19 protein-coding genes and 4 pseudogenes are annotated in these 23,704 nt (G+C 47.6%); 11 read left to right on the top strand and 12 right to left on the bottom strand.

What is annotated here, in order from left to right:
- Positions 1 to 15: 15 nt before the first annotated feature.
- From RIF25_RS16560 to RIF25_RS16530, 8 genes and pseudogenes are all read right to left on the bottom strand, one after another.
- On the bottom strand, positions 16 to 513 hold the full coding sequence (locus RIF25_RS16560; protein WP_322879624.1) for a DUF29 domain-containing protein: 498 nt from the start codon (positions 511 to 513) through the stop codon (positions 16 to 18).
- Positions 491 to 1,132: a Vat family streptogramin A O-acetyltransferase gene (locus RIF25_RS16555; protein WP_322879623.1), complete on the bottom strand. Its 642-nt coding sequence runs from the start codon at positions 1,130 to 1,132 to the stop codon at positions 491 to 493. Before RIF25_RS16555 ends, RIF25_RS16560 begins: the two co-directional genes overlap by 23 nt.
- An 81-nt stretch (positions 1,133 to 1,213) precedes the next feature.
- Positions 1,214 to 1,324: pseudogene (locus RIF25_RS17465) on the bottom strand (type II toxin-antitoxin system HicA family toxin); the annotation flags it as partial.
- A 296-nt stretch (positions 1,325 to 1,620) separates the two neighbouring features.
- A pseudogene (locus RIF25_RS16550) lies at positions 1,621 to 1,776 on the bottom strand (5'-nucleotidase); the annotation flags it as partial.
- A gap of 23 nt (positions 1,777 to 1,799) precedes the next feature.
- Positions 1,800 to 3,059 (bottom strand): hypothetical protein, encoded by a 1,260-nt coding sequence (locus RIF25_RS16545; RefSeq protein WP_322879622.1) that lies wholly within the window; start codon positions 3,057 to 3,059, stop codon positions 1,800 to 1,802.
- A 451-nt stretch (positions 3,060 to 3,510) separates the two neighbouring features.
- Complete coding sequence (locus RIF25_RS16540; protein WP_322879621.1) at positions 3,511 to 4,800, bottom strand: dihydrolipoamide acetyltransferase family protein; 1,290 nt, start codon at positions 4,798 to 4,800, stop codon at positions 3,511 to 3,513.
- Between the two features lie 112 nt (positions 4,801 to 4,912).
- Positions 4,913 to 5,362 carry a YlqD family protein gene (locus RIF25_RS16535; RefSeq protein WP_322879620.1) on the bottom strand — a complete coding sequence of 150 codons (450 nt, stop codon included), beginning with the start codon at positions 5,360 to 5,362 and terminating at the stop codon, positions 4,913 to 4,915.
- Between the two features lie 16 nt (positions 5,363 to 5,378).
- A complete protein-coding gene (locus RIF25_RS16530) occupies positions 5,379 to 7,361 on the bottom strand; it encodes a long-chain fatty acid--CoA ligase (protein ID WP_322879619.1) in 1,983 nt (660 codons plus the stop codon).
- 162 nt (positions 7,362 to 7,523) lie between these two features.
- On the opposite strand from RIF25_RS16530, the gene RIF25_RS16525 reads away from it, so the two are divergent.
- The gene (locus RIF25_RS16525) at positions 7,524 to 8,687 is read left to right on the top strand and encodes a DegT/DnrJ/EryC1/StrS family aminotransferase (protein WP_322879618.1); all 1,164 of its coding nucleotides are present in this window, start codon (positions 7,524 to 7,526) and stop codon (positions 8,685 to 8,687) included.
- Here the strand turns inward: RIF25_RS16525 and RIF25_RS16520 are convergent.
- Positions 8,658 to 9,386 carry a Uma2 family endonuclease gene (locus RIF25_RS16520; protein WP_322879617.1) on the bottom strand — a complete coding sequence of 243 codons (729 nt, stop codon included), beginning with the start codon at positions 9,384 to 9,386 and terminating at the stop codon, positions 8,658 to 8,660. The two genes, RIF25_RS16525 and RIF25_RS16520, sit on opposite strands and share 30 nt — an antisense overlap.
- Before the next feature lie 11 nt (positions 9,387 to 9,397).
- Positions 9,398 to 10,834 (bottom strand): class II fumarate hydratase, encoded by a 1,437-nt coding sequence (gene fumC / locus RIF25_RS16515; protein WP_407682468.1) that lies wholly within the window; start codon positions 10,832 to 10,834, stop codon positions 9,398 to 9,400.
- 455 nt (positions 10,835 to 11,289) lie between these two features.
- Between fumC and smpB the strand changes: the two genes are divergently transcribed.
- Positions 11,290 to 11,748 carry an SsrA-binding protein SmpB gene (gene smpB, locus RIF25_RS16510; RefSeq protein WP_322879616.1) on the top strand — a complete coding sequence of 153 codons (459 nt, stop codon included), beginning with the start codon at positions 11,290 to 11,292 and terminating at the stop codon, positions 11,746 to 11,748.
- A 28-nt stretch (positions 11,749 to 11,776) separates the two neighbouring features.
- Here smpB and RIF25_RS16505 read toward each other — a convergent pair whose 3' ends face one another.
- The gene (locus RIF25_RS16505) at positions 11,777 to 13,348 is read right to left on the bottom strand and encodes a hypothetical protein (protein ID WP_322879615.1); all 1,572 of its coding nucleotides are present in this window, start codon (positions 13,346 to 13,348) and stop codon (positions 11,777 to 11,779) included.
- A gap of 362 nt (positions 13,349 to 13,710) precedes the next feature.
- Between RIF25_RS16505 and psaA the strand changes: the two genes are divergently transcribed.
- From psaA to RIF25_RS16480, 6 genes are all read left to right on the top strand, one after another.
- Positions 13,711 to 15,978: a photosystem I core protein PsaA gene (gene psaA / locus RIF25_RS16500; protein WP_322879614.1), complete on the top strand. Its 2,268-nt coding sequence runs from the start codon at positions 13,711 to 13,713 to the stop codon at positions 15,976 to 15,978.
- 23 nt (positions 15,979 to 16,001) lie between these two features.
- The gene (psaB, locus tag RIF25_RS16495; RefSeq protein ID WP_322879613.1) at positions 16,002 to 18,230 is read left to right on the top strand and encodes a photosystem I core protein PsaB; all 2,229 of its coding nucleotides are present in this window, start codon (positions 16,002 to 16,004) and stop codon (positions 18,228 to 18,230) included.
- A gap of 298 nt (positions 18,231 to 18,528) precedes the next feature.
- The gene (locus RIF25_RS16490; RefSeq protein ID WP_322879612.1) at positions 18,529 to 19,077 is read left to right on the top strand and encodes a hypothetical protein; all 549 of its coding nucleotides are present in this window, start codon (positions 18,529 to 18,531) and stop codon (positions 19,075 to 19,077) included.
- A complete protein-coding gene (locus tag RIF25_RS16485) occupies positions 19,074 to 20,234 on the top strand; it encodes a hypothetical protein (protein WP_322879611.1) in 1,161 nt (386 codons plus the stop codon). Before RIF25_RS16490 ends, RIF25_RS16485 begins: the two co-directional genes overlap by 4 nt.
- Before the next feature lie 199 nt (positions 20,235 to 20,433).
- Complete coding sequence (locus RIF25_RS17460; RefSeq protein WP_407682467.1) at positions 20,434 to 20,664, top strand: nuclear transport factor 2 family protein; 231 nt, start codon at positions 20,434 to 20,436, stop codon at positions 20,662 to 20,664.
- 299 nt (positions 20,665 to 20,963) lie between these two features.
- Entirely contained in the window at positions 20,964 to 21,494 is a 531-nt protein-coding gene (locus tag RIF25_RS16480; protein WP_322879610.1) for a DUF3024 domain-containing protein, read from the top strand.
- 29 nt (positions 21,495 to 21,523) lie between these two features.
- Here RIF25_RS16480 and RIF25_RS16475 read toward each other — a convergent pair.
- A pseudogene (locus tag RIF25_RS16475) lies at positions 21,524 to 21,799 on the bottom strand (transposase); the annotation flags it as partial.
- A gap of 148 nt (positions 21,800 to 21,947) precedes the next feature.
- On the opposite strand from RIF25_RS16475, the gene RIF25_RS16470 reads away from it, so the two are divergent.
- The 3 genes and pseudogenes from RIF25_RS16470 (at position 21,948) to RIF25_RS16465 (ending at position 23,692) form a co-directional block, all read left to right on the top strand.
- Positions 21,948 to 22,784: a lipase family protein gene (locus RIF25_RS16470; protein ID WP_322879609.1), complete on the top strand. Its 837-nt coding sequence runs from the start codon at positions 21,948 to 21,950 to the stop codon at positions 22,782 to 22,784.
- A 385-nt stretch (positions 22,785 to 23,169) separates the two neighbouring features.
- Positions 23,170 to 23,448: pseudogene (locus tag RIF25_RS17455) on the top strand (BrnT family toxin).
- Positions 23,411 to 23,692, top strand: coding sequence for a BrnA antitoxin family protein (locus RIF25_RS16465; RefSeq protein ID WP_322879608.1), 282 nt, complete (start codon positions 23,411 to 23,413; stop codon positions 23,690 to 23,692). Before RIF25_RS17455 ends, RIF25_RS16465 begins: the two are co-directional and overlap by 38 nt.
- The last annotated feature ends 12 nt before the right edge of the window (positions 23,693 to 23,704 follow it).

The raw sequence follows: 23,704 nt of genomic DNA, 5'->3' as shown, positions 1-23,704 counted from the left end.
AGAACAATGTGGGGGTTAAAAATCCGCTTTAGTCAGACTGGGAGGAAAAGTTGGGTCGAGGAGTTCGGCAACGGTATAGGGAGATTCAGAGGGTAAGTCTCGATCTCGCAATGAGGTTTCGGCAACCGCTAAATCCAGGCCTGCGAGAAAGCTCAACTTCAATGCCTCTGGGATAAATGGCTGGAGACTGGAATTATCTTTGAGGAGAATATAGATTTCTCGGCGTTGATTGCGGATCGTAATAAACCAACTTTTGCTTCTCTTTTCCAGTTGATAGTCCCACTTGAGAAGATGCCCAATTAAGATTGTCAGACGATTGCGTAATTCTTGTCGTTGTTGTTTACCCAAAGACTCAATTTCCTCAATCAAGTTAATAAAATCTAGTTGTTCTAAACAGCGTTCCTGTAAAAGCTTTGATTGCTGAACTGTCCAGGCATAAAAATCGGTTTCGTAAAGACTAGATTCCATAAATTCCGGGAGGTTGTAGGTATTAAGTACAGGCTTGTAAGGCATCGAGATCAGTATTGACAATATGCTCTAGGTTACGGGTAATTTTCTCAATATCCCAATCCCACCAGGCCAAGGCTAACAACCGCTCAATCACCTCTGGGGCAAAACGATACCGAATCACTTGGGCTGGATTTCCGCCGACAATGCCATAGGCTGGGACATCTTTGGTCACTACAGATTTTGCGGCAATAATTGCCCCAGGGCCAATTTTGATACCAGGCATAATTGTAGCTCCATAACCAATCCAAACATCATCCCCAATCACCGTATCGCCTTTATAGGGATATGCATCAGGTTCCGGCATGACACGCTGCCAACTGTGGCCAAAAATTTCAAAGGGATAGGTCGAAAATCCTGACATTTTATGATTTCCCCCATTCATAATAAACTGCACCCCACAGGCCAAAGCACAGAACTTCCCAATAATTAACTTGTCACCAACAAAGGGAAAATGATATAAGACGTTCCGTTCAAAATTTTCTGAATCCACTGGATCATCGTAATAGGTATAGTCCCCAATAATAATGTTTGGATTAGTGACTGTATTTTTAATGAAACAGACTTGGGGGAACTCTGGGAGTGGGTGAACAGAATTAGGACTGGGGTAAGCAAACCTTGACATAGGGAAATTTTTTTGATTCTTATGAATAAGAAGAAAATCTGATGACAGTTGTTTTGAGTCTCAGAATTAGACGGATAATTACTATACTTGCTCGAAGATAGCCCAGTCAATTCCGAGTTGCTTAATTGCTGCCTTGAGTGTTCCTAACTTTATGTCACGACTACCCCAATCTGGAATTACTGTTGTTTTATTCGTTTCAGGATTAAATCACTTGCGATGAGAACCACCGGAACGCTGACGAATTTCTTGACACTCGAGCCTAGATAGTTTTCTGGCAACACCTCGATATTTTATGCAGTAGAAATAATTGTCTCGATCAAAGCAGGTGTTTTTTGATCAACAGGTTCTCAACCATCAGGCAGGGGTTTGCCAAAATCCTCATAAAGTTCTCATACCGATGTAAAGGCATCCATTGGCTATCACGTCTGGCATAGCATCGCCTTCAGTCATCAACTCTGAGCACAAAGGAGATGGAACAGTAAAACCGCCTAAATCTCTGCCCTGATAAGATTACGAATGCCGAAGGGAACATGAACTGAGGGAATATTATGGGCGACTGAGGAAAGGTGAGTCATTTGATCATCAAAGAAGATGTGGGGTTTCATAATTTCTAGGATAGTCCGTTTTTCCAGGCCCCCTAAAAAGGATTAACAGGCAATTCCTGAGTCTAAATACTACTAAAAAGTGAGAAATCACGCGTCCCAAAGTGGAGAGTTAAGGCCAGGTTCGTATGCTCTAAACAGTTAATTAACCAATCCACTTGCTGCCGTTGGAAAGACTGATAGTGATTAAATAAAATTGCCAAGCGTTGCTCTAAATGGGTTCTGGCTTTTTTGCAGATTAAAATAATTTTCAGTAGCAGGCCCACAGTCGCCGTTGTGCCAATCGTATTTAACAAATCCATAAACACAGCATGATTGGGACGATCGGGATGCTCCACCACCAAGTAGTTCAAGGCTTGGCAACAGGTTCGCACCAAAAGAAACTCATTCATCGCCGGGGCCTGTTGGAGGCTGGGTAAAGTGGTGAGATACTGCTGCAACCGTTGACCAAAGCGACTATTCCGTTGATCCAGGCCGGGAATATCCGTCAAATACTGATGAAAATCCTGCTGAAAATTTTGCGGCGCATTACTGGTGATGACCCGGCTTTGGAGCGCGAGGGCCTGCTGTCGAAAGGTATTTTTGCCGTTGGGTTTACCCACATAATGCCGTAATGCGGTTTTGAGTTCTTGCTCCGTTAGGAGGGTAGGATTGGGCTGTAATTGCACTAAGCTGCCTTGGGAGCGGCGAAACTCTGTCGTCAGGTACTTGGAAATATCCCGCTCAAACAGGCCTTGGGTTTCCTGTTGTGATTTACGGATATATTCTTTTTCCTCTGGGGTATTTCCTTGGCTCAGGAGGCAGTGATCATAGAGATAGGGATAGCGGCGAATTAGGGTGACAAGGGGGCGTTCTGTGTGGCGGCGGACTTCCCGAACATCCAAGGTATCTTCACAGTAAAACTCGATCAGGCGGCGTAATTTTTGAAAATATTCACTTTGGATGTAGCTTTTAACCAGTTGTCGCAACCGCCGCACTGCATCCGCACGACTCAGGCCTGGGGCTGGCACCATAATCGGAGTGGAGAGCATTGCCAAAAAGTCCTGTACCGCGGCCTGGAGAAATGGGCGAGACTGCCAACGGTTAATCAAAATATGACAACAGCGGTTAAAAAATAACTTGAAGGTTTGCTGCCCTTGGGGACTGGCGACAATCTGATCCAGAACCAGTTGAATCTCCCGATCCGGATAGTTGTAGCCCATTAAAAATAACGTCCGAAATCGTTCAATAACCTGCTGAGGTGTTTCGGTCTGGACGCAACCTAAGAGGTGATCATAAATGACTTGTTGATCATTTTGCTGCATCCATAGATTCATGGTGTTCATGATTGGCTTGCTCTTGGGGATAAAAATACTATCTCAAGGACACCAGCAACAAAACTTATTCGATACCTAAGATCGCCTATTTCTGGTATTGGCAAATGATAACGAGGTATCCCCGGTATCTTGGTGATTTAGCTCACAGGTATCTAGTGATTCTAGTCACAAAAAACAACGACCGGGAATCAAGGATCTATCACCCTAAGATGGTCTATGTCCCCGGGGTAGCAAGCATCATCTATAGTGCTACTCATTTAGGGTGAGAGGGGGACAAGTCAGAAAATGCTTTGTGGGCCGTCTTTTTGATCGTTCTACTCTCTCAGAACAGCCTGCGTAACGCTATAGTCTTCGGTTTTGGCAACCTGAACTAGGGACAGTAGGGTAGGAAAATCCTGGGATTAACCTAATTTATATCAACCATTAAAAATATCTAACCCCTCCCGCACTGTCTAGAGAGCTATAACGTCAAGGCCTGGGGATTGGTGGCAATGAGTTTGGCCAGGTCTTGGAGAAAAGCCGCGGCATCAGCCCCATAGATGACTCGATGATCACAGGTGATATTCACCTCCATCTGGGATTGCACCCCAATTAACCCATCTTTTGTGGCCACGACCGTTGGTTTGGAGCCGCCCACTGCCATAATTGCTCCTTGGCCTGGGGTGAGAATGGCATCGAAGGTGTTGACTCCGAACATCCCCAGATTGGAAAGGCTGAAGGTGCCAGAGTTATATTCATCGGGTTGGAGTTGTTTAGCTCGGGCCCGCTCAACCAGATCTTTCCAAGTCCGCGAGAGGGTGTAAATGTCCACTTTGTCCGCCTCTTTCAGGACTGGGGTAATTAAACCACCACCGGGCATGGCCACCGCAATGGCAATATTGATGTTTGGCTTGTATTGAATCCCCTGCTCCGTATAACAGGCATTGATGATCGGGTGTTTTTGTAGCGTCAGAGCCACCGCTTTCGCCAACAGGGCCGTCATCGTCACGCCTTTGGACTTGATCTGCTTGTAGAGAGCATCCAGGCCATCGGTGGTGATGGTATAGCTGACGTGAAAATCAGGAATTTGCAAGCTGGCGTTCATATTCCGCACAACCGCATTTTGGAGGGTCGTCAGGGGTTGAAGCTCTCCCGGTGAGGTGGTAGGGCTGGGGGTTGGAGTAAGAGTTGCAGGGGTAGGGGGAGTAACCGGGGCCGGGGGAATCTGCGGAATTGTTGGAATGGCCACTTGCCCCACAGCCGCCTCAACATCAGCCGTAGTAATCCGACCATGGGGGCCGCTGCCTTTGCCTTGGAGGGTTTTCAGGTCAACTTTCAGGTCTTTAGCTAGCTTTTTAGCCCGGGGCGAGGCCACTAAACGACCACTGGCCACGGGAGCCGGAATATTCACCACCGGAGCTACTGGGGAACTGCCATTGGGGCTTTGGTTATGGCCATTACTGCTCACCGTTGGTGTTGAGGGGACGGCGGGGGTGCTGGTGGCTTGGGCCTGGGCTTGAGCAATTTCGGCTTCAGTTTCTGCAACCAGGCCAATGGTGGCACCCACAGGGGCAGAAGATCCAGCAGGAACCGTAATAACGGCTAAGAACCCCCCATAGAAGGATTCCACATCCATATCGGCCTTATCTGACTCGACAATGACAACTGTTTCGCCCTTTTCGACCTGATCCCCAGGCTCCTTGACCCAAGAGACAATTTTCCCTTCAGTCATGGTTGAACTCAGGGCCGGCATAAACACTTCGCGAATCATGGGGCAGTTTCCAACAAGCTAGAGAAGAACGGAGGTCAGTGAACGTGAAACAGAATCTATGTCAGGAATCCTAGTAGAACTCAAAAACGCGGAATATGGGAGTCTGAGCGGTCTAGAGTGTGCCGCGGATATCTTCGATTACACCATCTCGGAGCAAGATTTCCACCTGCATTTTTTGAACTAGGTTATCTCCCTTTTTAACATAAAAAAAGTTATCCATTTGCCCCTGATCGACTTCCTGTTCAAACTCTAGTTGCTGAACTTGGTTGAGTTGCTGAAGAACAACATTTTTTTGTTGAAGCAGTTCGCTTTTTTGGCCATTGGCCTGGGATTGGACTTCTTGGATTTTGGTTTCTACGGCATCGCTATTCAGTTCAGTTTTCTGTTTCCGGAGTTCCGTCACGACCTGCTGAAGTTGCCCGTCAAGCTGTTGGAGTTGGCCATCCAGTTGATTGATCTGGGCCTGGAGTTGGCGTTGGGCATCATCTTTCCAGAGGGGCGTGACTACGGCCTTGATGTTAATTTGGCGGCGTAACAGGAGTGGATCCACAGTAGTCTCCATAAAAAGCAGGGGAACCTTAACTAAACATCCCGTTGATCATATCGTGGTAGCGTTCCATCACAACATGACGGCGGATTTTTAGGGTTTGGGTGAGCAGACCGTTATCAATGCTGAAGGGTTCCAAAATAAACCGAAAATCAGCAATCCGATCATCAGGGCGATACCCAGGCCGATTTTTGACTTCCCGCATTAGCTCTTGGCGATATAAATCCTGAACGATTTTGCTTTCGAGGGCAACTTTTTCCCCATTGCTGGCCGGGGCCGGGCCTGGGAGTTGGAGGACATACCCACCAGATTCACCCAGCCACAGTTGCAAGGCCTCAATATTCGGGACAATCAAGGCCCCCAAGGCTTTTTGATCCTGACCCACCAGCATGCTCTGATCCACATAGGGACTACGAATACAGGCATCTTCAATGGGTTGGGGTTCAATGTTTTCGCCGTTACTGAGAACGATGGTGTCTTTCTGCCGCCCCGTCAGAACAATATCCCCCGCTTTGGTTAATAGGCCCAGATCTCCCGTATCAAACCAGCCCTCGGAATCTAACACTTTGGCCGTGGCTTCTGGTTTGTTGTAGTAGCCTTGCATGACTTGGGGCCCCCGCGCCATCACCAGGCCCTTTTGCCAAAACCCAACTGGCTCCTTAGTTTCGGGATGGACAATTTTTAATTCCGTATCCGGTAAGGGCCGCCCGGAGGAACCCCGTAGATTTCCCCAATATCGCCGTCCACTCAAGACCACGGCCGTTTCCGTTAAGCCATAGCCCACCAGGACTTCCACCCCAATCATTTCGTAAAAGGTATCCAAGTGTGAGGCCAAGGCCCCGCCGCCGCTGATCACTTGTTTTAAGGCTCCCCCTGTGGCTCCTCGGATGGTACTGTAAACCTTTTTCTCTCCCAGGCCATAGAGGGGCTTTAAGCAAAAGAGTTGGACTTTAGCCCAGAATTTATCTCCACCGGACGGATTCGGCTGCTCTAAACTCAAGCCCTGGATAATCCGGCGACTTTTGACATAGCGAGAACCAATCTTGAGGAAAAATTCGGCTAAACGGCGTTTACTGGCTGGGGCTTCCCGGAGTTGTTTTTGGACTCCTTCGTAAATCGCTTCCCAAATTCGCGGCACGGCAATCATGTACTGGGGTTGATGCTTTTTCAGGTCGGTTTTGAAATGACGGATGTTGGTATAGGTTTGGGTGCAGCCACTGGCAAAGAGGAAATATTCACAGACCCGTTCATAGGCGTGCCAAATGGGCAAGATACTCAAAACCCGATCCCCTGGCTCCGGCTGAACAACGGCCCAAATGTTGAGAATTTGACTGAGGAGGCCGGCATGGGTAATCATTACGCCCTTGGGCTGGCCGGTGGTTCCCGAGGTGTACATTAACGTGGCTAGATTCTCTTTTTTGAATGGCACAGACCGGACGGGGCTATATTTCCCTTCTGCAAACACCTGAGCAAAGTTCAAGACTCGGCAGGGGGCAGGGTTTCCAGGAAAGCTGGGTTCTTCCAGGGATAGCAAAATAATCCCTTTTAGGGGCAGGTTGGCCAGGCCGGGGGCAATTTTTTTCAGGGTGGCCAGGTCTTCAATAATCAACAGACTGGAACCACTGTCCTTGAGGATATAGAGCAACTCTTGGGCTTCCGCTGCCCCACTGCGGACTACATTCACGGCCCCGGCCAGCATTGTCCCTTGATCGGCAATTAACCAGCGGGGACTGTTATCGGCAAAAATTGAAATCCGCTCCTCCGGTTCAATTCCCAAGGCCTGGATCCCGGCGGCAAAGCGTTGAATTTGGCGATATAGCTCACTGTAGGCAATGGCAGCGGCGGGTTCTTCGTAGGGGGCGTTCAGGGCAATAATATCAGGGTGACGTTGGGCCAAAAGACTCCAAATTTGTGGCAGGGCTTTAAGTTTTTTGTAGTCTTCCCAGGCCGGGGGTAGTTTGGCATCTTGGGGTAATCCAGCCGCTGGTGTCTTGGTATATGCTGCTTCAACCATAGATCCCCACTCGATTAAACACCGTTTCACCCCTGATAATACTCATTTTCTGGCCCATTCATGCCCGAATTTTGAGAAATCTTCCTAGCTATCCGGCCTGGCATCCCGTAAAATGACTGTGCCATTACTGATGAATATTTCACCTGGCTTAAGTACGTTTGAATGCAACCCTCTAAAATTCCGATTCTTGACCTCAAGCCTCAGTACCAGGCCCTCAAAAGCGAAATTCAGGCCGCGATTGATCGGGTTTTAGAGTCAGGACAATTTATTTTGGGGCCCGATGTTACTGCTTTAGAACAGGAGTTGGCAGCGTTTCTGGGGGTCAAGTTTGCCATCGCCGTTAATTCTGGCACCGATGCCCTGATTATTAGCCTGCGGGCCTTGGGGATTGGGCCTGGGGATGAGGTCATTACGACCCCCTTTTCTTTTTTTGCCACGGCTGAATCCATTACTTTGGTTGGGGCTAAGCCGGTATTTGTGGATGTGTGTCCAGCCACCTTTAATATCAACCCGGACTTGATTTCCGCCGCGGTTACATCCCGAACTAAAGCAATTATGCCCGTCCATTTGTTTGGTCAACCGGCTCGGATGGGAGAAATTTTGGAGATTGCCCAGGCCCATGATCTGAAGGTTATTGAAGATACAGCCCAGGCCATTGGGGCGCGATATTTTGGCACTTGTTTAGATTGTCAATGTCTGCCCCAAACCAAACAGCAACTCCAGGGTAAATTTGTCGGCAGCCTTGGGGACTTGGGGGCATTTTCGTTTTTCCCAACTAAGAACTTGGGGGCCTATGGAGATGGGGGGTTAATTACAACTAATGATCCCGCCTTAGCCGAACTGGCCAAAATGCTCCGGGTCCATGGCTCTCGCCAACGCTATATTCACGAAATGATTGGCTATAACTCCCGGATGGATAGTATTCAAGCGGCTATTTTACGGGTCAAGTTGCCCCACCTCCAGGCCTGGAATGAACAACGCCGCCAGATTGCCCAAACCTACAACCAAAAACTAGCAGATATTCCGGGAATCGTGACCCCAAAAGTGACTCCAGGCCATGTGTTTCATCAATATACTGTGCGAATTTTGGATAATAAGCGAGATCAGGTGATTCAACATTTGGCGGGACTGGGGATTAGCACGATGATTTATTACCCGATTCCCCAAGATCGCTTGGCTGTTTATGGCAATCAATATCCGCCCTTACCCGTGAGCGATCAATTAGCCACAGAAGTCTTGAGCTTGCCCCTCTGGCCAGAACTTGCCCCTGAACAAATTGCCCAAATTACCCAGGCCCTAGGTGAGGCGATCCAGATCAATTCCTAGCGCTCGTAATTTTGCTGCTAACAATTGCTGCTTTTGTTGGGCTGCCTCTAACTCGGCCTGGGTGGCTTGGAGTTCTAATTGGAACTGCTGTGCCGCTTCTTCGGGTGTGAGGATTAGCTCACCATTGGCGGTGAAATATCGCAAACGGGACTGATGCAAGCCTAAAAATAGCTCTAACTCTTGACTCCAACGGTGACCCTGAGCATTTGGAGCAATTTCTTCATAAACACAATTAACCAGGCGCAACCCCATAAACTCTTGGGTATCGGGACTAAACCAAAAATATTCTGGGATGCGAAACCGATTTTGATACAGAAAACGTTTTTCCTGACGATCTATGGCAGCCGTAGAGTCAGAAAAGATTTCTAAAATTAAATCAGGGTAGCGACCATCTTCTTCCCAAACTACCCAAGACGGCCGCAACCAAGGATCAACATTTTTGACCAGGAACAAGTCAGGGCCGCGAAAATCCCGCTGGCGTAGTTGCTCCCGACTGTAATAAATCGCTAAATTAGCCCCGATAAAGTAGTCTTTCCGCGCCTGCCAATACCAATTCAAGCTAGTTACAAGCAGGAGTAGCTGGAGATAGTGGAGTGAACTTTCCATTTCCGGTTCATCACTTAACAGACCTTGGGCCGAGGGCATCACGGCAGCTAGGTCTTCAGCCAAAATAGGTCGAATTTCTAATTGTCCAACCATCGCCACTCCTCTTAGGAGGCATTAAGCTCATTTCTCTCAGTATAGATAGGGGGGTAAGAATGGGGCTGGGTCATGGCAGCGGGTTGAATCCATTCATCAAACTGTTCTGCTGTTAAAAAGCCCAAATCCACAGCAGCTTGTTTCAAACTCAGGTTTTCGGCATAGGCTTTTTTGGCTACTTGGGCAGCTTTGTCATAGCCAATATGGGGATTGAGAGCCGTCACTAACATCAACGAGTTGGCCACATACTGCTCCACCTGGGGATAGTTGATCTGCAGGCCAGTCAAACAAAACTCCGTAAAACAGCGACAGGCATCGGTCAACAGTTCAATTTGGGTTAAGAGATTGTAAATGATCATCGGCTTAAAGACATTCAACTCAAAGTTGCCCTGGGAGCCCGCAAACCCAATCGCCGCATCAAGACCCATGACCTGGATACAGACCATCGCTAGGGCTTCACACTGAGTCGGGTTAACTTTGCCGGGCATAATTGAAGAGCCGGGTTCATTGGGGGGCAAAATCAACTCGCCCAGGCCACAGCGGGGTCCCGATCCCATCCAGGAAATATCATTGGCTAATTTCATCAGGGAGCCGGCCAAGGTTCTCAATACCCCACTGGCCATGACCATTGCATCATGTCCCGCTAAGGCCGCAAACTTATTCGGAGCCGAGACAAAGGGTAATCCTGTCAATTCGGCAATTTTCGCAGCCACCCGGACGGCAAATTCAGGATGTGTATTTAACCCTGTCCCCACCGCTGTCCCACCAAGGGCTAATTCACTTAAATGGGGCAGAACGGACTGAATCCGGCCAAGGTTTTGCCGCAGTTGGGCCTGGTACCCGGAAAACTCCTGCCCAAAGGTCAACGGCACCGCGTCCATCAGGTGAGTGCGACCAATTTTAATCACCCCTGCCCAGGCCTGGGCTTTTTCGGCCAAGACCCGCTCCATCTCAGACAAGGCTGGAATTAACCGTTTCTGGAGAGACTGGACGGCGGCAATGTGCATCGCGGTGGGAAACGTATCATTGGAGGATTGGCTGCAATTGACATGATCATTGGGATGCACCGGATGTTTACTGCCCAATACACCCCCAGCCAATTCAATGCCTCGATTTGCAATCACCTCATTGGCATTCATATTGGTTTGGGTGCCGCTGCCCGTTTGCCAAATTCGTAGGGGAAAGTGATCATCCAACCTCCCCTCTCTGACCTCCTGTGCGGCCTGGATAATCAGGTTGGCCGGTTCAGCCTCTAGTTCTCCTAATTCCAGGTTGACCATCGCCGCCGCCTGTTTAAGAATCCCCAAGGCCTGGATCATCTCGCGGGGCATGGTTTGACCGCCAATGGCAAAATGATGGAGGGAACGGGCCGTTTGGGCTCCCCAATAGCGATCAGCCGGGACTTCCATCGGCCCCATCGTGTCAAATTCTGTCCGGGTTTGGTGCATAGGGTTGGGCTTGTCTGAGGTGCGAGATGAGTCAGCGGTAAAGAGCGAAGGAAAATCAAAGAGTCGGGCCAGCATTGCCAAAAAATATCCAGACCGCTGGGACTTTTCGGGACATTCCACCCCGTCAAACTATCATAGAAAACTAGCCCCAGTAGGTTCGCTCCCCGATGATTAAAAGTAAGCCATACCCCTAGTCAAAATACAGCCCAGACCCAGGTTTTGGGAATGGTGAGCGGGGTTATCAAAATTCTGGGGGCCATCAGGGAAATATTCAGATTTTGCAAGAAGCCCACGGTACGGGTCAAGAAGTCTTCAAAGGGGGTAAAGTCGGCATCAAAGACCGTAATTAATTTTCTAGAGGTATATTATGGAGCATGGCTCGGTTGCCCGCCCTCAAGATCGCTCAGAACAAGTTAAGCTGAAGGATCCTCTCTGGAGTTTAGGGACAATCAGCAATGGATGATGGCTACAAACTGGTCAGCGATAATCGCCAGGCTCGGTTTCTTTACGAAATCTTAGATACCTATGAAGCGGGCATTGTCCTCCAAGGGACGGAAGTCAAATCTATTCGGGCAGGCAAAGTCAATCTCCGGGATGGGTTTGCGCGGGTACGCGATGGCGAAGTTTGGTTAATGAATGTCCATATTTCCCCCCATGACACCACCAATACCCATTACAATCACGATCCACGCCGGAACCGTAAATTATTGCTACACAAAGAAGAGATTCGTAAACTCATCGGCAAAGTTGAGCAAAAAGGCTTAACCCTTGTCCCACTGCGGATGAAGCTGAAAAAAGGCCGAGTCAAAGTAGATATTGCCATCGCCCGTGGGAAAAAACTCCATGACAAACGGGAAGACCTGAAGCAAAAGCAGGATAAACGGGATATGGAACGGGCCATGAAACGGGGTTAGGAGCTAGTCACGAGAACTTTTGAAAATATTATTCCTGGGCTGCCGTGACTTCTAGCTCTGGGGTTGGCACGGAGGGTTGCGTCACATCAGACCGAGGGGACGGGGCTGTCTGAGGACGAGAAAGATAATTTTGCCACCGTTTTTTCAACGCCTCTAGTTCTTGGCCTGGGGCAGGATTGGCCACTGTGTTCGTTTGCTCCGTTGGGGGTGGTTCTGGCTCCGATTCGGCGGGAGGGGTGGCCTCCATCGCTGGTGCTGGTGTTGTAACCGTTACCTCTGTTCCAGGGTCAGTCAGGAGTTGAGATGATGATTCCTCGTCCAGGCCTGGGGGAGTTAGAGAAGGCTGGGGCTTTTGCCTGAAGAAGTTCCGCCAAGACCGTTCTGATCCTTTGGGTGTGGGAGGAACCTCTGTTGTGACTTGATCTTCAGCTTCAGTAGGCGCGACTGGGTTTGACTCCAAGGCCTGGGATCTATCCTGAGCAGAGGTCGGGGGGAGACTAGCCGCTGGCTCAATGGGGACAGTCGCGGGGGCCGTGGGGAGTTCTTCGGGTTCTGGGGTCGGAATTGGCGTGGATTCAAGGGGTTCTGTGGGTGGAGGGGGGAGCAGCGGGAGGGATGCCGGGGCAGAAACGGGGGGGAGAGCCGATTCAAAGTTCGGGCTTAAAACTCCTTTAATTTCTGCGGCTGTTAATTCTCCGCGGAGTAAACGAGAACGGGCATCCAGGCCCCCAGGTTGGTAATCTACGGCCCAAATTGTCGGGTTAAAGCCATTCTCAATCAGCCGCCCTTGGCCATCTAAGAGTTCCAGACGCACCCAGTTTTTGCCTGCTTTGAGTCCCGTCAGATAAAAGGCCTGCCAGCGATCCACAGTAAAACTGATGCCGTTAATCGTACAGCGCACCTGCCAATCGGAGAACGCATCGGGATCACTAGCCTTTCCCAGGGACAGCAACGGGGCATTAGCTAAATAGAAGTCGAGGAGGAATGGCTCACTCCCATAAAAACCTTGCGGTTGGTTATAGGTTAAGAGGGGACGTTGGGGCGGGGGACTGTTCTGATCGCTCTCAACAAGGGTATGAAACGTGACTTGAGCAAAAGCTCCAGCGGTTTTAAAACTCTCACCCCAAGGGCGAACGGCCACAACGCGTAAGGTATGGGTTCCCGGAGCTAGGTCTTCAATCATGACGGGTTTTTCCAGGGCATAAACAGGGCGGCTGGCCTGGTTATCTAATGTCACCTGAAGATAGGGGCCCAACCCTGTGGCTAAGTCTCGAAAAATGGGCAGATTTTTAACCCCAATCTTGAGCGTGACTTGGGTATCGGCCAGAATTTCATCAGGGCGAGGACTGAGAATTTCCACCTGGGGCTGGTACTGGTCAAACCATTCATTGAGTTCTTCAATGGCTAGGGGGGGGGAAACCTCACTAAGATTAGCCTTCACAATTGGGGCAACTGGAGCCATCGGTGAGGCCTGGGGCTGGCCTTGACACCCTGCTAATCCAAAACTACAGACCAAGCTGAGAATCAAGCCAATCCTGCCCAAATTTGCCCAGAAATGACGAAATCGGCTAGATGTTAACAAATCCCATAACTGATTCATTAGTTGCCCCTAATGTAGCCACTTTTACCAATTTACAATTCCGAGACTGCACAATTATAAAGTTTTGTTACATTCTCGACAAAGAACTTCAATCTCGGCCCAAAACCTGCATTTTGGAAACGGCCCGAAGCCTGACTAGCCTTGAATATTGAGGCATCTTAAATATTGTTAACTATCGGCAAACTGAGGAACAGGCTTCTATAATTCTGAGAGTGAGCATTCCTCCCCCGGAGGGCTTCATTGTTCTTAGTCTGTCATGATCATTGAAGATTACTTTTAGTCTTGATTGATTTATTGATAGGTTCCGTATCTGGGGAGAGAGTGAACTCGTTCCTTCTTTGTCTAAAGAGAGGAGAGACTCGATGACAATCAGTCCACCGGAGCGAGAGAAAAAAGTCAGGGTCGTTGTTGATAGCGATCCGGTTCCTACTTCCTTTGAAAAGTGGGCCAAACCGGGACACTTCGACCGCACCTTGGCGAGAGGGCCCCAAACCACAACCTGGATTTGGAACCTCCATGCTCTTGCCCATGATTTTGATACCCATACCAGCGACCTTGAAGACGTATCTCGCAAAATCTTCAGCGCCCACTTCGGCCACCTGGCTGTGGTGTTCGTCTGGCTGAGCGGGATGTATTTCCACGGCGCAAAATTTTCTAACTATGAGGCTTGGTTAGCCAACCCGACTGGAATTAAACCCAGTGCCCAAGTGGTTTGGCCCGTTGTTGGTCAAGGCATTCTGAATGGCGATGTCGGCGGCGGCTTCCATGGCATTCAAATTACCTCCGGCCTGTTCCAACTCTGGCGGGCTTCTGGGATCACCAACGAATTTCAGCTTTATGTCACTGCCATCGGTGGCCTGGTTATGGCTGGATTAATGCTCTTTGCTGGTTGGTTCCACTACCACAAAAAAGCACCGAAGTTGGAATGGTTCCAAAATGTGGAGTCCATGCTTAACCACCACTTGGCCGGCCTCTTTGGCTTAGGCTCTTTGGGTTGGGCCGGACACCAGATCCATGTCTCCTTACCGATCAACAAGTTGTTGGATGCTGGAGTACCGATCAAAGATATTCCGCTACCCCATGAGTTTATTCTCAATCCCAGCTTGATGACGGAACTTTATCCCAAGGTGGACTGGGGTGTTTTCAAAGGGGTCATTCCCTTCTTCACCTTTAACTGGGGAGCTTACTCAGACTTCCTCACCTTTAAGGGTGGTTTAAACCCCGTCACTGGTGGTCTGTGGCTGTCTGATACGGCTCACCATCACTTGGCCATTGCCGTCCTCTTCATCATTGCGGGTCACATGTACCGCACCAATTGGGGCATTGGTCACAGCATCAAGGAGCTTTTGGAGGCACACAAAGGGCCCTTTACTGGCGAAGGTCACAAAGGTCTCTATGAAGTGTTGACCACTTCTTGGCACGCCCAATTGGCGATCAACTTGGCCATGGTTGGTTCCTTGAGCATCATCGTGGCTCAGCACATGTATGCCATGCCGCCCTATCCCTACCTGGCAACGGACTATCCGACTCAACTGTCACTGTTTACCCACCATATGTGGCTCGGTGGCTTCTTTATTGTCGGCGGTGCGGCCCATGCGGCAATTTACATGGTGCGGGACTATGATCCAGCGATGAACCAAAACAATCTCTTGGATCGGGTCTTACGTCACCGGGATGCCATTATTTCCCACTTAAATTGGGTTTGTATTTTCTTGGGCTTCCACAGCTTTGGCCTCTATGTCCACAACGACACGATGCGGGCTTTTGGTCGTCCCCAAGATATGTTCTCGGATACGGGCATCCAACTCCAGCCGGTCTTTGCCCAATGGATTCAAAATATCCATACCCTTGCACCAGGGGCAACGGCTCCCAATGCAACTGCAACCGCGAGTTACGCCTTTGGTGGTGGCATTGTGGCGGTCGGTGGCAAAGTGGCAATGATGCCGATTGTCTTGGGAACCGCTGACTTTATGGTGCATCACATCCATGCCTTCACCATTCACGTGACGGTGTTGATTCTCCTCAAGGGGGTGTTGTTTGCCCGTAGTTCTCGCCTGATTCCTGATAAAGCGAATTTAGGTTTTCGTTTCCCCTGCGATGGACCAGGCCGGGGTGGTACTTGCCAGGTTTCTGGTTGGGATCATGTCTTCTTGGGCTTGTTCTGGATGTATAACAGCATCTCGGTAGTAATTTTCCACTTCAGTTGGAAGATGCAGTCGGATGTTTGGGGAACGGTTGCGCCCGATGGCACGGTATCTCACATTACTGGTGGGAACTTTGCCCAAAGTGCGATTACGATTAATGGCTGGCTCCGAGACTTCCTCTGGGCCCAGGCCTCGCAGGTGATTGGTTCCTATGGTTCGGCTCTGTCGGCTTACGGCTTGCTGTTCCTCGGTGCTCACTTTGTTTGGGCCTTTAGCTTGATGTTCCTGTTCAGTGGTCGCGGCTACTGGCAAGAATTGATTGAGTCCATTGTTTGGGCCCATAACAAGCTGAAAGTCGCTCCGGCAATTCAACCCCGTGCTTTGAGCATTATTCAAGGCCGGGCCGTTGGGGTTGCCCACTACTTGTTAGGAGGGATTGCCACGACGTGGGCGTTCTTCCTGGCTCGCATCATCTCAGTAGGATAAGGGCGAGGAGACTTTACCTAACTATGGCAACTAAATTTCCTAAGTTTAGCCAAGACCTCGCACAGGATCCGACCACACGGCGGATATGGTACGCGATTGCCACTGCGCATGATTTTGAAACCCACGATGGCATGACAGAAGAGAATCTTTACCAAAAGATTTTTGCCTCTCATTTTGGCCATCTGGCAATCATTTTCCTGTGGGCATCGGGTAGCTTATTCCACGTGGCCTGGCAAGGCAACTTTGAGCAGTGGATTAAAGACCCACTCAATGTCCGTCCCATCGCCCATGCGATCTGGGATCCTCAATTTGGTAAGGGTGCGGTCGATGCCTTTACCCAAGCTGGTGCCTCTAACCCCGTTGATATTGCCTACTCTGGCGTTTATCACTGGTGGTACACCATCGGCATGCGCACCAACGGCGACCTCTACCAAGGGGCAATCTTCTTGATTGTTTTAGCCTCTTTGGCTTTATTCGCTGGCTGGCTCCACTTGCAACCGAAATTCCGTCCCAGCTTGTCTTGGTTTAAAAATGCCGAGTCTCGCCTCAATCACCACTTGGCGGGTTTGTTTGGGGTCAGTTCCTTGGCCTGGGCTGGACACTTGATCCACGTGGCCATTCCTGAATCTCGGGGACAGCATGTGGGTTGGGATAATTTCCTTTCGACATTGCCTCACCCGGCGGGTTTACAGCCCTTCTTCACCGGGAACTGGGGGGTCTATGCCCAAAATCCAGATACTGCTGGCCATCTTTTTGGTACTGCGGAAGGCTCTGGGACGGCGATTCTCACCTTCTTAGGTGGTTTTCATCCCCAAACCGAGTCTCTTTGGCTGACAGACATGGCTCACCACCACTTGGCGATTGCCGTTCTGTTCATTGTAGCCGGGCATATGTACCGGACTAACTTCGGTATTGGTCACAACATCAAGGAAATGCTGGACAGTAAAGCTGGGTTGCTTTCGGCTAAGAGTGAGGGTCAGTTCAACCTGCCTCACCAAGGCCTCTATGACACCCTGAATAACTCTTTGCACTTCCAGTTGGCATTGGCATTGGCCTCCTTAGGGGTGATTACCTCTCTGGTAGCCCAGCACATGTACTCGCTGCCTCCCTATGCCTTCATTGCCCAAGACCATACGACCATGGCGGCCCTTTATACCCATCACCAGTACATTGCTGGCTTCATTATGGTGGGGGCTTTTGCCCACGGGGCCATTTTCCTTGTGCGGGATTATGACCCGGTGCAAAATAAAGGCAACGTTTTAGATCGGGTGCTGCAACATAAAGAGGCGATTATTTCCCACCTAAGCTGGGTCTCCCTCTTCCTCGGCTTCCATACCTTGGGCCTCTATGTCCATAACGATGTTGTGGTTGCCTTTGGCACACCCGAAAAGCAAATCTTGATTGAGCCGGTCTTTGCCCAGTTCATTCAAGCTGCCCACGGGAAGTTACTCTACGGCTTTGACACCCTGCTGTCTAACCCCGAAAGCATTGCTGCTACGGCCTGGCCGAATTATGGGAATGTCTGGTTAGCGGGTTGGTTAGAAGCGATCAACAGTGGCAATAACTCTTTGTTCTTGACTATTGGGCCTGGTGACTTCTTGGTTCACCATGCGATTGCCCTAGGTCTGCACACCACCACCTTGATCTTGGTCAAAGGTGCGTTGGATGCCCGGGGTTCCAAGTTAATGCCCGACAAGAAAGACTTTGGCTATGCCTTCCCTTGTGATGGGCCAGGCCGGGGTGGTACTTGCGACATTTCTGCTTGGGATTCCTTCTACCTGTCCATGTTCTGGATGTTGAATACCATTGGTTGGGTCACCTTCTACTGGCACTGGAAGCATCTGGGCGTTTGGGAAGGCAACGTGGCTCAGTTTAATGAGTCTTCCACCTACTTGATGGGCTGGCTGCGGGATTATCTGTGGCTGAACTCCTCTCAGTTGATCAATGGGTATAACCCCTACGGAACAAATAATCTGTCTGTCTGGGCCTGGATGTTCCTCTTCGGACACTTGGTTTGGGCAACTGGATTCATGTTCTTGATTAGCTGGCGGGGTTACTGGCAAGAGTTGATTGAAACTCTCGTCTGGGCCCATGAGCGGACTCCCTTGGCAAACTTGGTACGTTGGAAAGATAAGCCAGTGGCTCTCTCGATTGTTCAAGCCCGGGTGGTTGGTTTAGCTCACTTCACGGTTGGCTATATCGTTACCTACGCAGCATTCTTAATTGCTTCAACTGCATCGAAGTACGGTTGATGAATTGATTGCTGATTAGTTAGCTAAAATTGAAATCCTCTGCCTTTGGGTGGGGGATTTCCTGTTATTTTTTTGTTCAAGTGCTAAATCACCCTTGAGCGACTGAAAATCTGGCTCTTGAATTTGGATTGAGAAGACTTTATCGTACATCTGTTGATTAATTGACTGATCTAGAATATCTCCCATTCCCTATAAAGTTTAAGAACTTTACAATGCATATTCGAACTTAGACATTCATTAAATCACACAAATAGATTGGCAAGATAAAATAAATCTGATTTTACTTGAGACATCAATTTTGACTGACAGTATCCCACCTTTACTTCCTCTACATAACTTATCTAAACGGCATCATGCTCTTCCTGCTCCGGTTGCCGAGTATTTATTTCAAGCTGCAAGAGTCTGTTTTGATCGACATCATGTATCACCTAAAGAGTTTACCTTGGAAGATGATAAAGTCGAATCTATCGCAAGGGTGGAATGGGAAAGAACAGATGATAGAGAAAAGGGAGCCTGGGATAATGACGATGCCACAGAGGCCGGAGCCTGTGCTGTTGCAATTGCAGCGATAGAACTCACAAGAAGCTTATTTGCTATTAGGCGTATGTCAAAAGGGTCAGGTGCTGATTACTACCTTGCGCTAAGGAGCCAGGATTTAGAGGATTTAGAAAATTGTTTTCGATTGGAGGTTTCAGGAACGCATTCTGATAAATCAGAGGTGACTAAGCGACTTCGAATAAAGATCGAGCAAACACGACGGGGAGATAGCAACCTACCGGCGCTAGCAGCCATAGTAGGTTTTAAGGTACAGTTAATTTTACTTCATACGGTTGATGAGTCATTATGAGTTGGTTAGTGCATCATACTCGTAGTGAAGAGTACGCAGCTCAAGCAGAGCAGCTTTTCAGGCGACAACAGTTTAGTCGTGCCGCTGAACTTTATCGTTTGGCAGCGGAAGCAGAAACAAATGCTCTAAATACTCTTGATAAAAGTAAAATTCGAACTATTGGTATAACGGCTGTTAGTGCAGTGTCTCTTTATTCCAAAGCTCAGGAATTTGCATTGGCAAAACGAATTGCTCATAAGTGGCTAGCCAGTGAACTGCTACCATCTTTTGCAGTTGATGAGCTAGAAGATCTTTTACAAGTTATTCGTTATGAACAATCCCGCGCAAAATCTGGAATTCAGTTTATAGAAGGTGAAGTTTTAGTTTCAGTGAGCGGAGGGGAAGTTTTATATGGTGCAGCTCCACTAGAACTTATTCTACGAAAAGTGGAGCAAGTTAAAAGTCTTTTCTATCGAACAACAGAATTTCTTCTAGAAAAACCTCATCGAACTCGCGGATTACCCGGTCAAGATGTGAAAGATCAGTGTGATCCTTGGTTATTCCAAGCTCCTGCTGGAAGCTATCAATTTGAAGTTCGAGTTCGTAGACAGAAAAACTTTGAGCAATTAATTTTGGGTGACATAGTAGATACTGAGTTGCGTGTTGAACAAATTACTAAAAAATTTCTTGAGATTGTCAGAGCAACTACACAAGATCCGGAAGGAGAGTTAATCGAAGTTGTTCCTCAAGAAGACTACAGGGAAACCTTTCTGAAATTAACTCGTGAGCTTGCACCTCCAGTTTCAGGTAAATCTTTTGATCAAATGGAGATCAAGTCTACTAGTGATTTTGATTCACAACCTGTTGTTCTTCGCCCCGATACTCGCAAAGCAATCAAAAACGTTTTGAAGAAGCCAGAGATAGTTTCTCCGGAACTCACTCAACATAAAATCAGACAATTGAAAGGAACGCTTCGGGGTTTGCAATTGGATAAGGACTGGATTGAAGTAAATATCGATGGCAAAACTGAGAGGATTTATGAGGCCAAAGAAATTGATGATGTGATCGGGCCCATGGTGGATCGTCGAGTTGTTGTGGAAGTCCTAGAACGTTCTGATAGACCTCCAGATAAGAAGTATTCCCTACACGACATTCAACTTGAAGAAGATTTAATTTAAAAAAAATTCTCTTTATAAATAGTATATATTACAATAAGTTGCTGTACCGAAACGCTACGATATGCTTGGTTCAGTCGCAAAGCTTACCTGTGTCTGGCGGGTTGGGGATTTAGGCAGTCGTGCGGGGGCTGAAAGCGTGCGGTAGGCTTTAATAGAGTTGAAAGATATGAAATCATCAAAAGAAGTCGTGAAAGATTGAATTGCAGCATACAACGCTCGTGATCCCCAGGCCCTGATTGAGCTTTATCACGATGATGCGAAAAATCATCAGGTTGCTTTTGGTGATCCGCTTTATGGGCGTGAGGCTTTGTTAGAAAGTTTTGTTTCATTCTTCACGGCGTTTCCAGATAACTATACGCATCCCCTGAATATATTTGAGGATGGTGAATGGGCTATTGTCGAATGGCAAGGCGGCACATTTTTAGGTTAACTGGGCGATGATGCACCAAACGGTAAAAGTTTTACACTCCAAGGCTGTGGTTTCTTTCACGTCATTAACGGCAAAATCAAGTTCCAGCGGGGTTATATGGACACGCACACATGGCTCTCGCAGCTTGGAATACCGATTGTATAAGTCGTTAATGGCTGCCTAGCTTTGAGAACTTCTGCTGTTTTGCTGGGGGATTTTATTTTGTTAGTTACAGTCACGGCAATTGAGGCCAGCCTTGCATCTCAATGCTAATCCTGGCATACTCACACCAAAGATCATCAATCCTGATTGAGATGGTTATGGCAAAGCACAAGTCTTCAAAGTATCAGTGGGTTTACTCTCCCAAAGCTGCTCCCAAGCCCAAAGTACCTGATGAAGTCAAGTTAGAGGTATCCCAACTAGCCCAGGCCCTGATCGATGAATGGAAGCCTAAGTATATCCAGACACCACCGATAGACGGTAAATATAACTTTTTCGGCTATCTAACTGAGATTTTTACCAAGTGGCATCGCAGCTTTTTTTATTTTGTCTATAAGCTTGAATACCGAGTCCCGAACGCTGACAGCAAATACAGGGAACAGCCATTTACCCGCTTAGAATATGCGGGGCCTGGAAAATTTAATCTTGCGTATATGCGACACACGGGTAGTTGGTGGGAGGTTGAGCAAGAGCGGTCGCTGGCATCTATTTTTACCTTAATTCGCGAGAATAATCTCTACCATCCACCGAGTAACAATCCCGATTTAGATACTGATATGGAGGAAATTCTAGAGGCCCTACGACGAGAGATGGAAAGTGAGTTGTTGGATATTCCACCAGAGAATGAATAGCTCTCTTGGCCACAGGGTGATCAGTAAAACTAATGAGAGAAACAAGCCATGAGCCTCATCCGGAGATGGTCAAAATTTGTAAATCCATAGGCCTGACGCTTAATTACTTTAATTTTATTATTAATCCCTTCCATAACCCCGCTAGTTGTTCGGCACCAAAAATAGTTACAAGTTCCATCAATGTCATGTTTGATCATTTGAACAGATGTATCGAATAACTGACTAGCGTTCTTCATCCATTCTTTAAATTTTAATGTGACTACTTCAGGCATTTGGTTGGTTTCATAAATATGATGAAACTCCTCGAATTATTAAAAAAAGGTTTTAATTGGTGTAGCATAGACACAAAATCTAAGAACTTGTCTCCACTGACTTGACTTAAGCCGCTTTTGGCATGATGAGAGAATTTTCAGCTGATGATCAAGAACGTTATGTAGCTCCAGGAAAAAGTTTATGACAATCCATAGAGTTAGTCCCTATAAAACCAGATTAGATAAAGGCAATGCTTATTGGATGGCTCAACTTGCATCTCAGTCTTATATAAAAGAGACCAATTCAGTAAAACCATCAGTAAAACCAGATAAAGTTAAGATTCTTGAAAATCTAAAAAAAATAGATGATGAATTTATAGAAGTTTATTCCTTTGATGAGCATTCTTCCCAGGCCATTCTCGTCGATCATCAAAAATACTTTTGTATGGCGTTTCGAGGAACCGATCAACTTATTGATTGGATTGACAACATTAATGCTTTCCCTGTTAAGCAACTTTTTGGAGAGTTTCATCGGGGATTTTGGAATTCAGTCGAAGCTATTTGGGATCAAATTTATAATCAATACAAACGATTAAACAATTTGAAGGTGAGAAAACCTCTCTTTCTAACCGGGCATAGCTTAGGTGGTGCAATGGCTGTAATTGCTGGCTCGAAGTTGATCCACGTTGATGAACCCTTTACAAATATTTATACTTTTGGACAGCCAAGGGTAATGACGCGTAACACTGCACGAATTTTTAATATCGAATCTAAAACACGATGCTTTCGTTTCAACAATAACAATGATTTAGTGACTAGGGCTCCTTCTCGTTTGATGGGATATAGTCACGTTGGAACTTATCTACATATTTTAGAGGATGGAACAATTGAACAAGAACTTGGCTTTTGGCATCAATTTATTGACAGTTTTTATGGGGCTATAGAATCATTAAAAGAAAAAGGGATAGATGGGGTAGAGGATCATGACATGGGTAAGTATTTAGATGCAATCACTAATTGGAAATTTCGCGATAGATAAACTGGTCATGGCATCCGACCGCATGTTAAGCAACTGTCGTTATTCAAAGTTGATCACGACAGGAGAGGGTGGGCTTAGGTATTATGCAAATGCTCTCTTTGTATAAAGCCTAAGTAGAGTATTCAAGATCAGTTGTAATGAACAAATAAGAATATTCTTGGGTTGAGGTTTTGTTGTATGGCCAGTAATCTTTCTTCTAGGCCAGCTATTAATCACTCACCCAACCGGAAGCTTACTCTTTTTCACCAGGCCAAGAAAGTCTTCTCCAGCTTTGGTAAAGGTAACTCCTGCATCTTCTCTATCGGCTTATCCCAGCATCGGGTATGTGTAGAGCTTTAGTATTTTGGGATAATAGAGAAAGTCCAATGAGGCCCTCTAGCTTTTCATGCAGTTTGAGTGAGACGAAGCAAAAAAATTAGAAAACATTCGCAAGCACAAAATTGATTTTGCCGATGTTCCTGAAATGTTTGCAGCTCCAATGCTCATTGAACTAGATGAACGGTTTAATTATGGCGAAGATCGTTGAGTTGGTCCCGGCTTCCTCGGTAACGGTGTAGCAGTTGTGGTTTGGACAGAACGACAAAAAGATATAATTCGGAGCATTTCAGCACCAAAGGCAAATCAATATGAACGGCAAAGACTTAAGCAATACCTCTCGTACTGATTGGGAAGGATTAGAGGCAATGGATGATGAAGGAATTGATTACTCCGATATTCCACCATTGACAGAAGAGTTTTTTGAGAATGCCACTTTAAGAATTCCTGCGTCCCAGACCCAGCAGTTAGTTCAGATTGAGTCAGATGTGTGGCAGTGGTTCCAAGCTCAAGGGGGTGAATACAAATCTTTAATTCACTCAATCTTGCGTCAATACAGCATATTCCTCGCTAAGTTGGTACACTTTTTCTGAAGCTGTGTCAAA

This window comes from Pseudocalidococcus azoricus BACA0444 (assembly GCF_031729055.1).
GTDB lineage: Bacteria > Cyanobacteriota > Cyanobacteriia > Thermosynechococcales > Thermosynechococcaceae > Pseudocalidococcus > Pseudocalidococcus azoricus.
This window is presented reverse-complemented; position numbering and strand designations above follow the sequence as displayed.

Excerpts from the sequence above, each read along its gene's own strand:
- psaB (WP_322879613.1), top strand. The coding sequence starts at position 16,002 with ATGGCAACTAAATTTCCTAAGTTTAGCCAAGACCTCGCACAGGATCCG.
- RIF25_RS16555 (WP_322879623.1), bottom strand. The coding sequence starts at position 1,132 with ATGTCAAGGTTTGCTTACCCCAGTCCTAATTCTGTTCACCCACTCCCA.
- fumC (WP_407682468.1), bottom strand. The coding sequence starts at position 10,834 with ATGCACCAAACCCGGACAGAATTTGACACGATGGGGCCGATGGAAGTC.
- RIF25_RS16525 (WP_322879618.1), top strand. The coding sequence starts at position 7,524 with ATGCAACCCTCTAAAATTCCGATTCTTGACCTCAAGCCTCAGTACCAG.
- RIF25_RS16540 (WP_322879621.1), bottom strand. The coding sequence starts at position 4,800 with ATGATTCGCGAAGTGTTTATGCCGGCCCTGAGTTCAACCATGACTGAA.
- RIF25_RS16485 (WP_322879611.1), top strand. The coding sequence starts at position 19,074 with ATGAGTTGGTTAGTGCATCATACTCGTAGTGAAGAGTACGCAGCTCAA.
- RIF25_RS16545 (WP_322879622.1), bottom strand. The coding sequence starts at position 3,059 with ATGAACACCATGAATCTATGGATGCAGCAAAATGATCAACAAGTCATT.
- smpB (WP_322879616.1), top strand. The coding sequence starts at position 11,290 with ATGGATGATGGCTACAAACTGGTCAGCGATAATCGCCAGGCTCGGTTT.
- psaA (WP_322879614.1), top strand. The coding sequence starts at position 13,711 with ATGACAATCAGTCCACCGGAGCGAGAGAAAAAAGTCAGGGTCGTTGTT.
- RIF25_RS16470 (WP_322879609.1), top strand. The coding sequence starts at position 21,948 with ATGACAATCCATAGAGTTAGTCCCTATAAAACCAGATTAGATAAAGGC.
- RIF25_RS16505 (WP_322879615.1), bottom strand. The coding sequence starts at position 13,348 with ATGAATCAGTTATGGGATTTGTTAACATCTAGCCGATTTCGTCATTTC.
- RIF25_RS16520 (WP_322879617.1), bottom strand. The coding sequence starts at position 9,386 with ATGGTTGGACAATTAGAAATTCGACCTATTTTGGCTGAAGACCTAGCT.
- RIF25_RS16465 (WP_322879608.1), top strand. The coding sequence starts at position 23,411 with ATGAACGGCAAAGACTTAAGCAATACCTCTCGTACTGATTGGGAAGGA.
- RIF25_RS16530 (WP_322879619.1), bottom strand. The coding sequence starts at position 7,361 with ATGGTTGAAGCAGCATATACCAAGACACCAGCGGCTGGATTACCCCAA.
- RIF25_RS16560 (WP_322879624.1), bottom strand. The coding sequence starts at position 513 with ATGCCTTACAAGCCTGTACTTAATACCTACAACCTCCCGGAATTTATG.
- RIF25_RS16480 (WP_322879610.1), top strand. The coding sequence starts at position 20,964 with ATGGCAAAGCACAAGTCTTCAAAGTATCAGTGGGTTTACTCTCCCAAA.
- RIF25_RS16535 (WP_322879620.1), bottom strand. The coding sequence starts at position 5,362 with ATGGAGACTACTGTGGATCCACTCCTGTTACGCCGCCAAATTAACATC.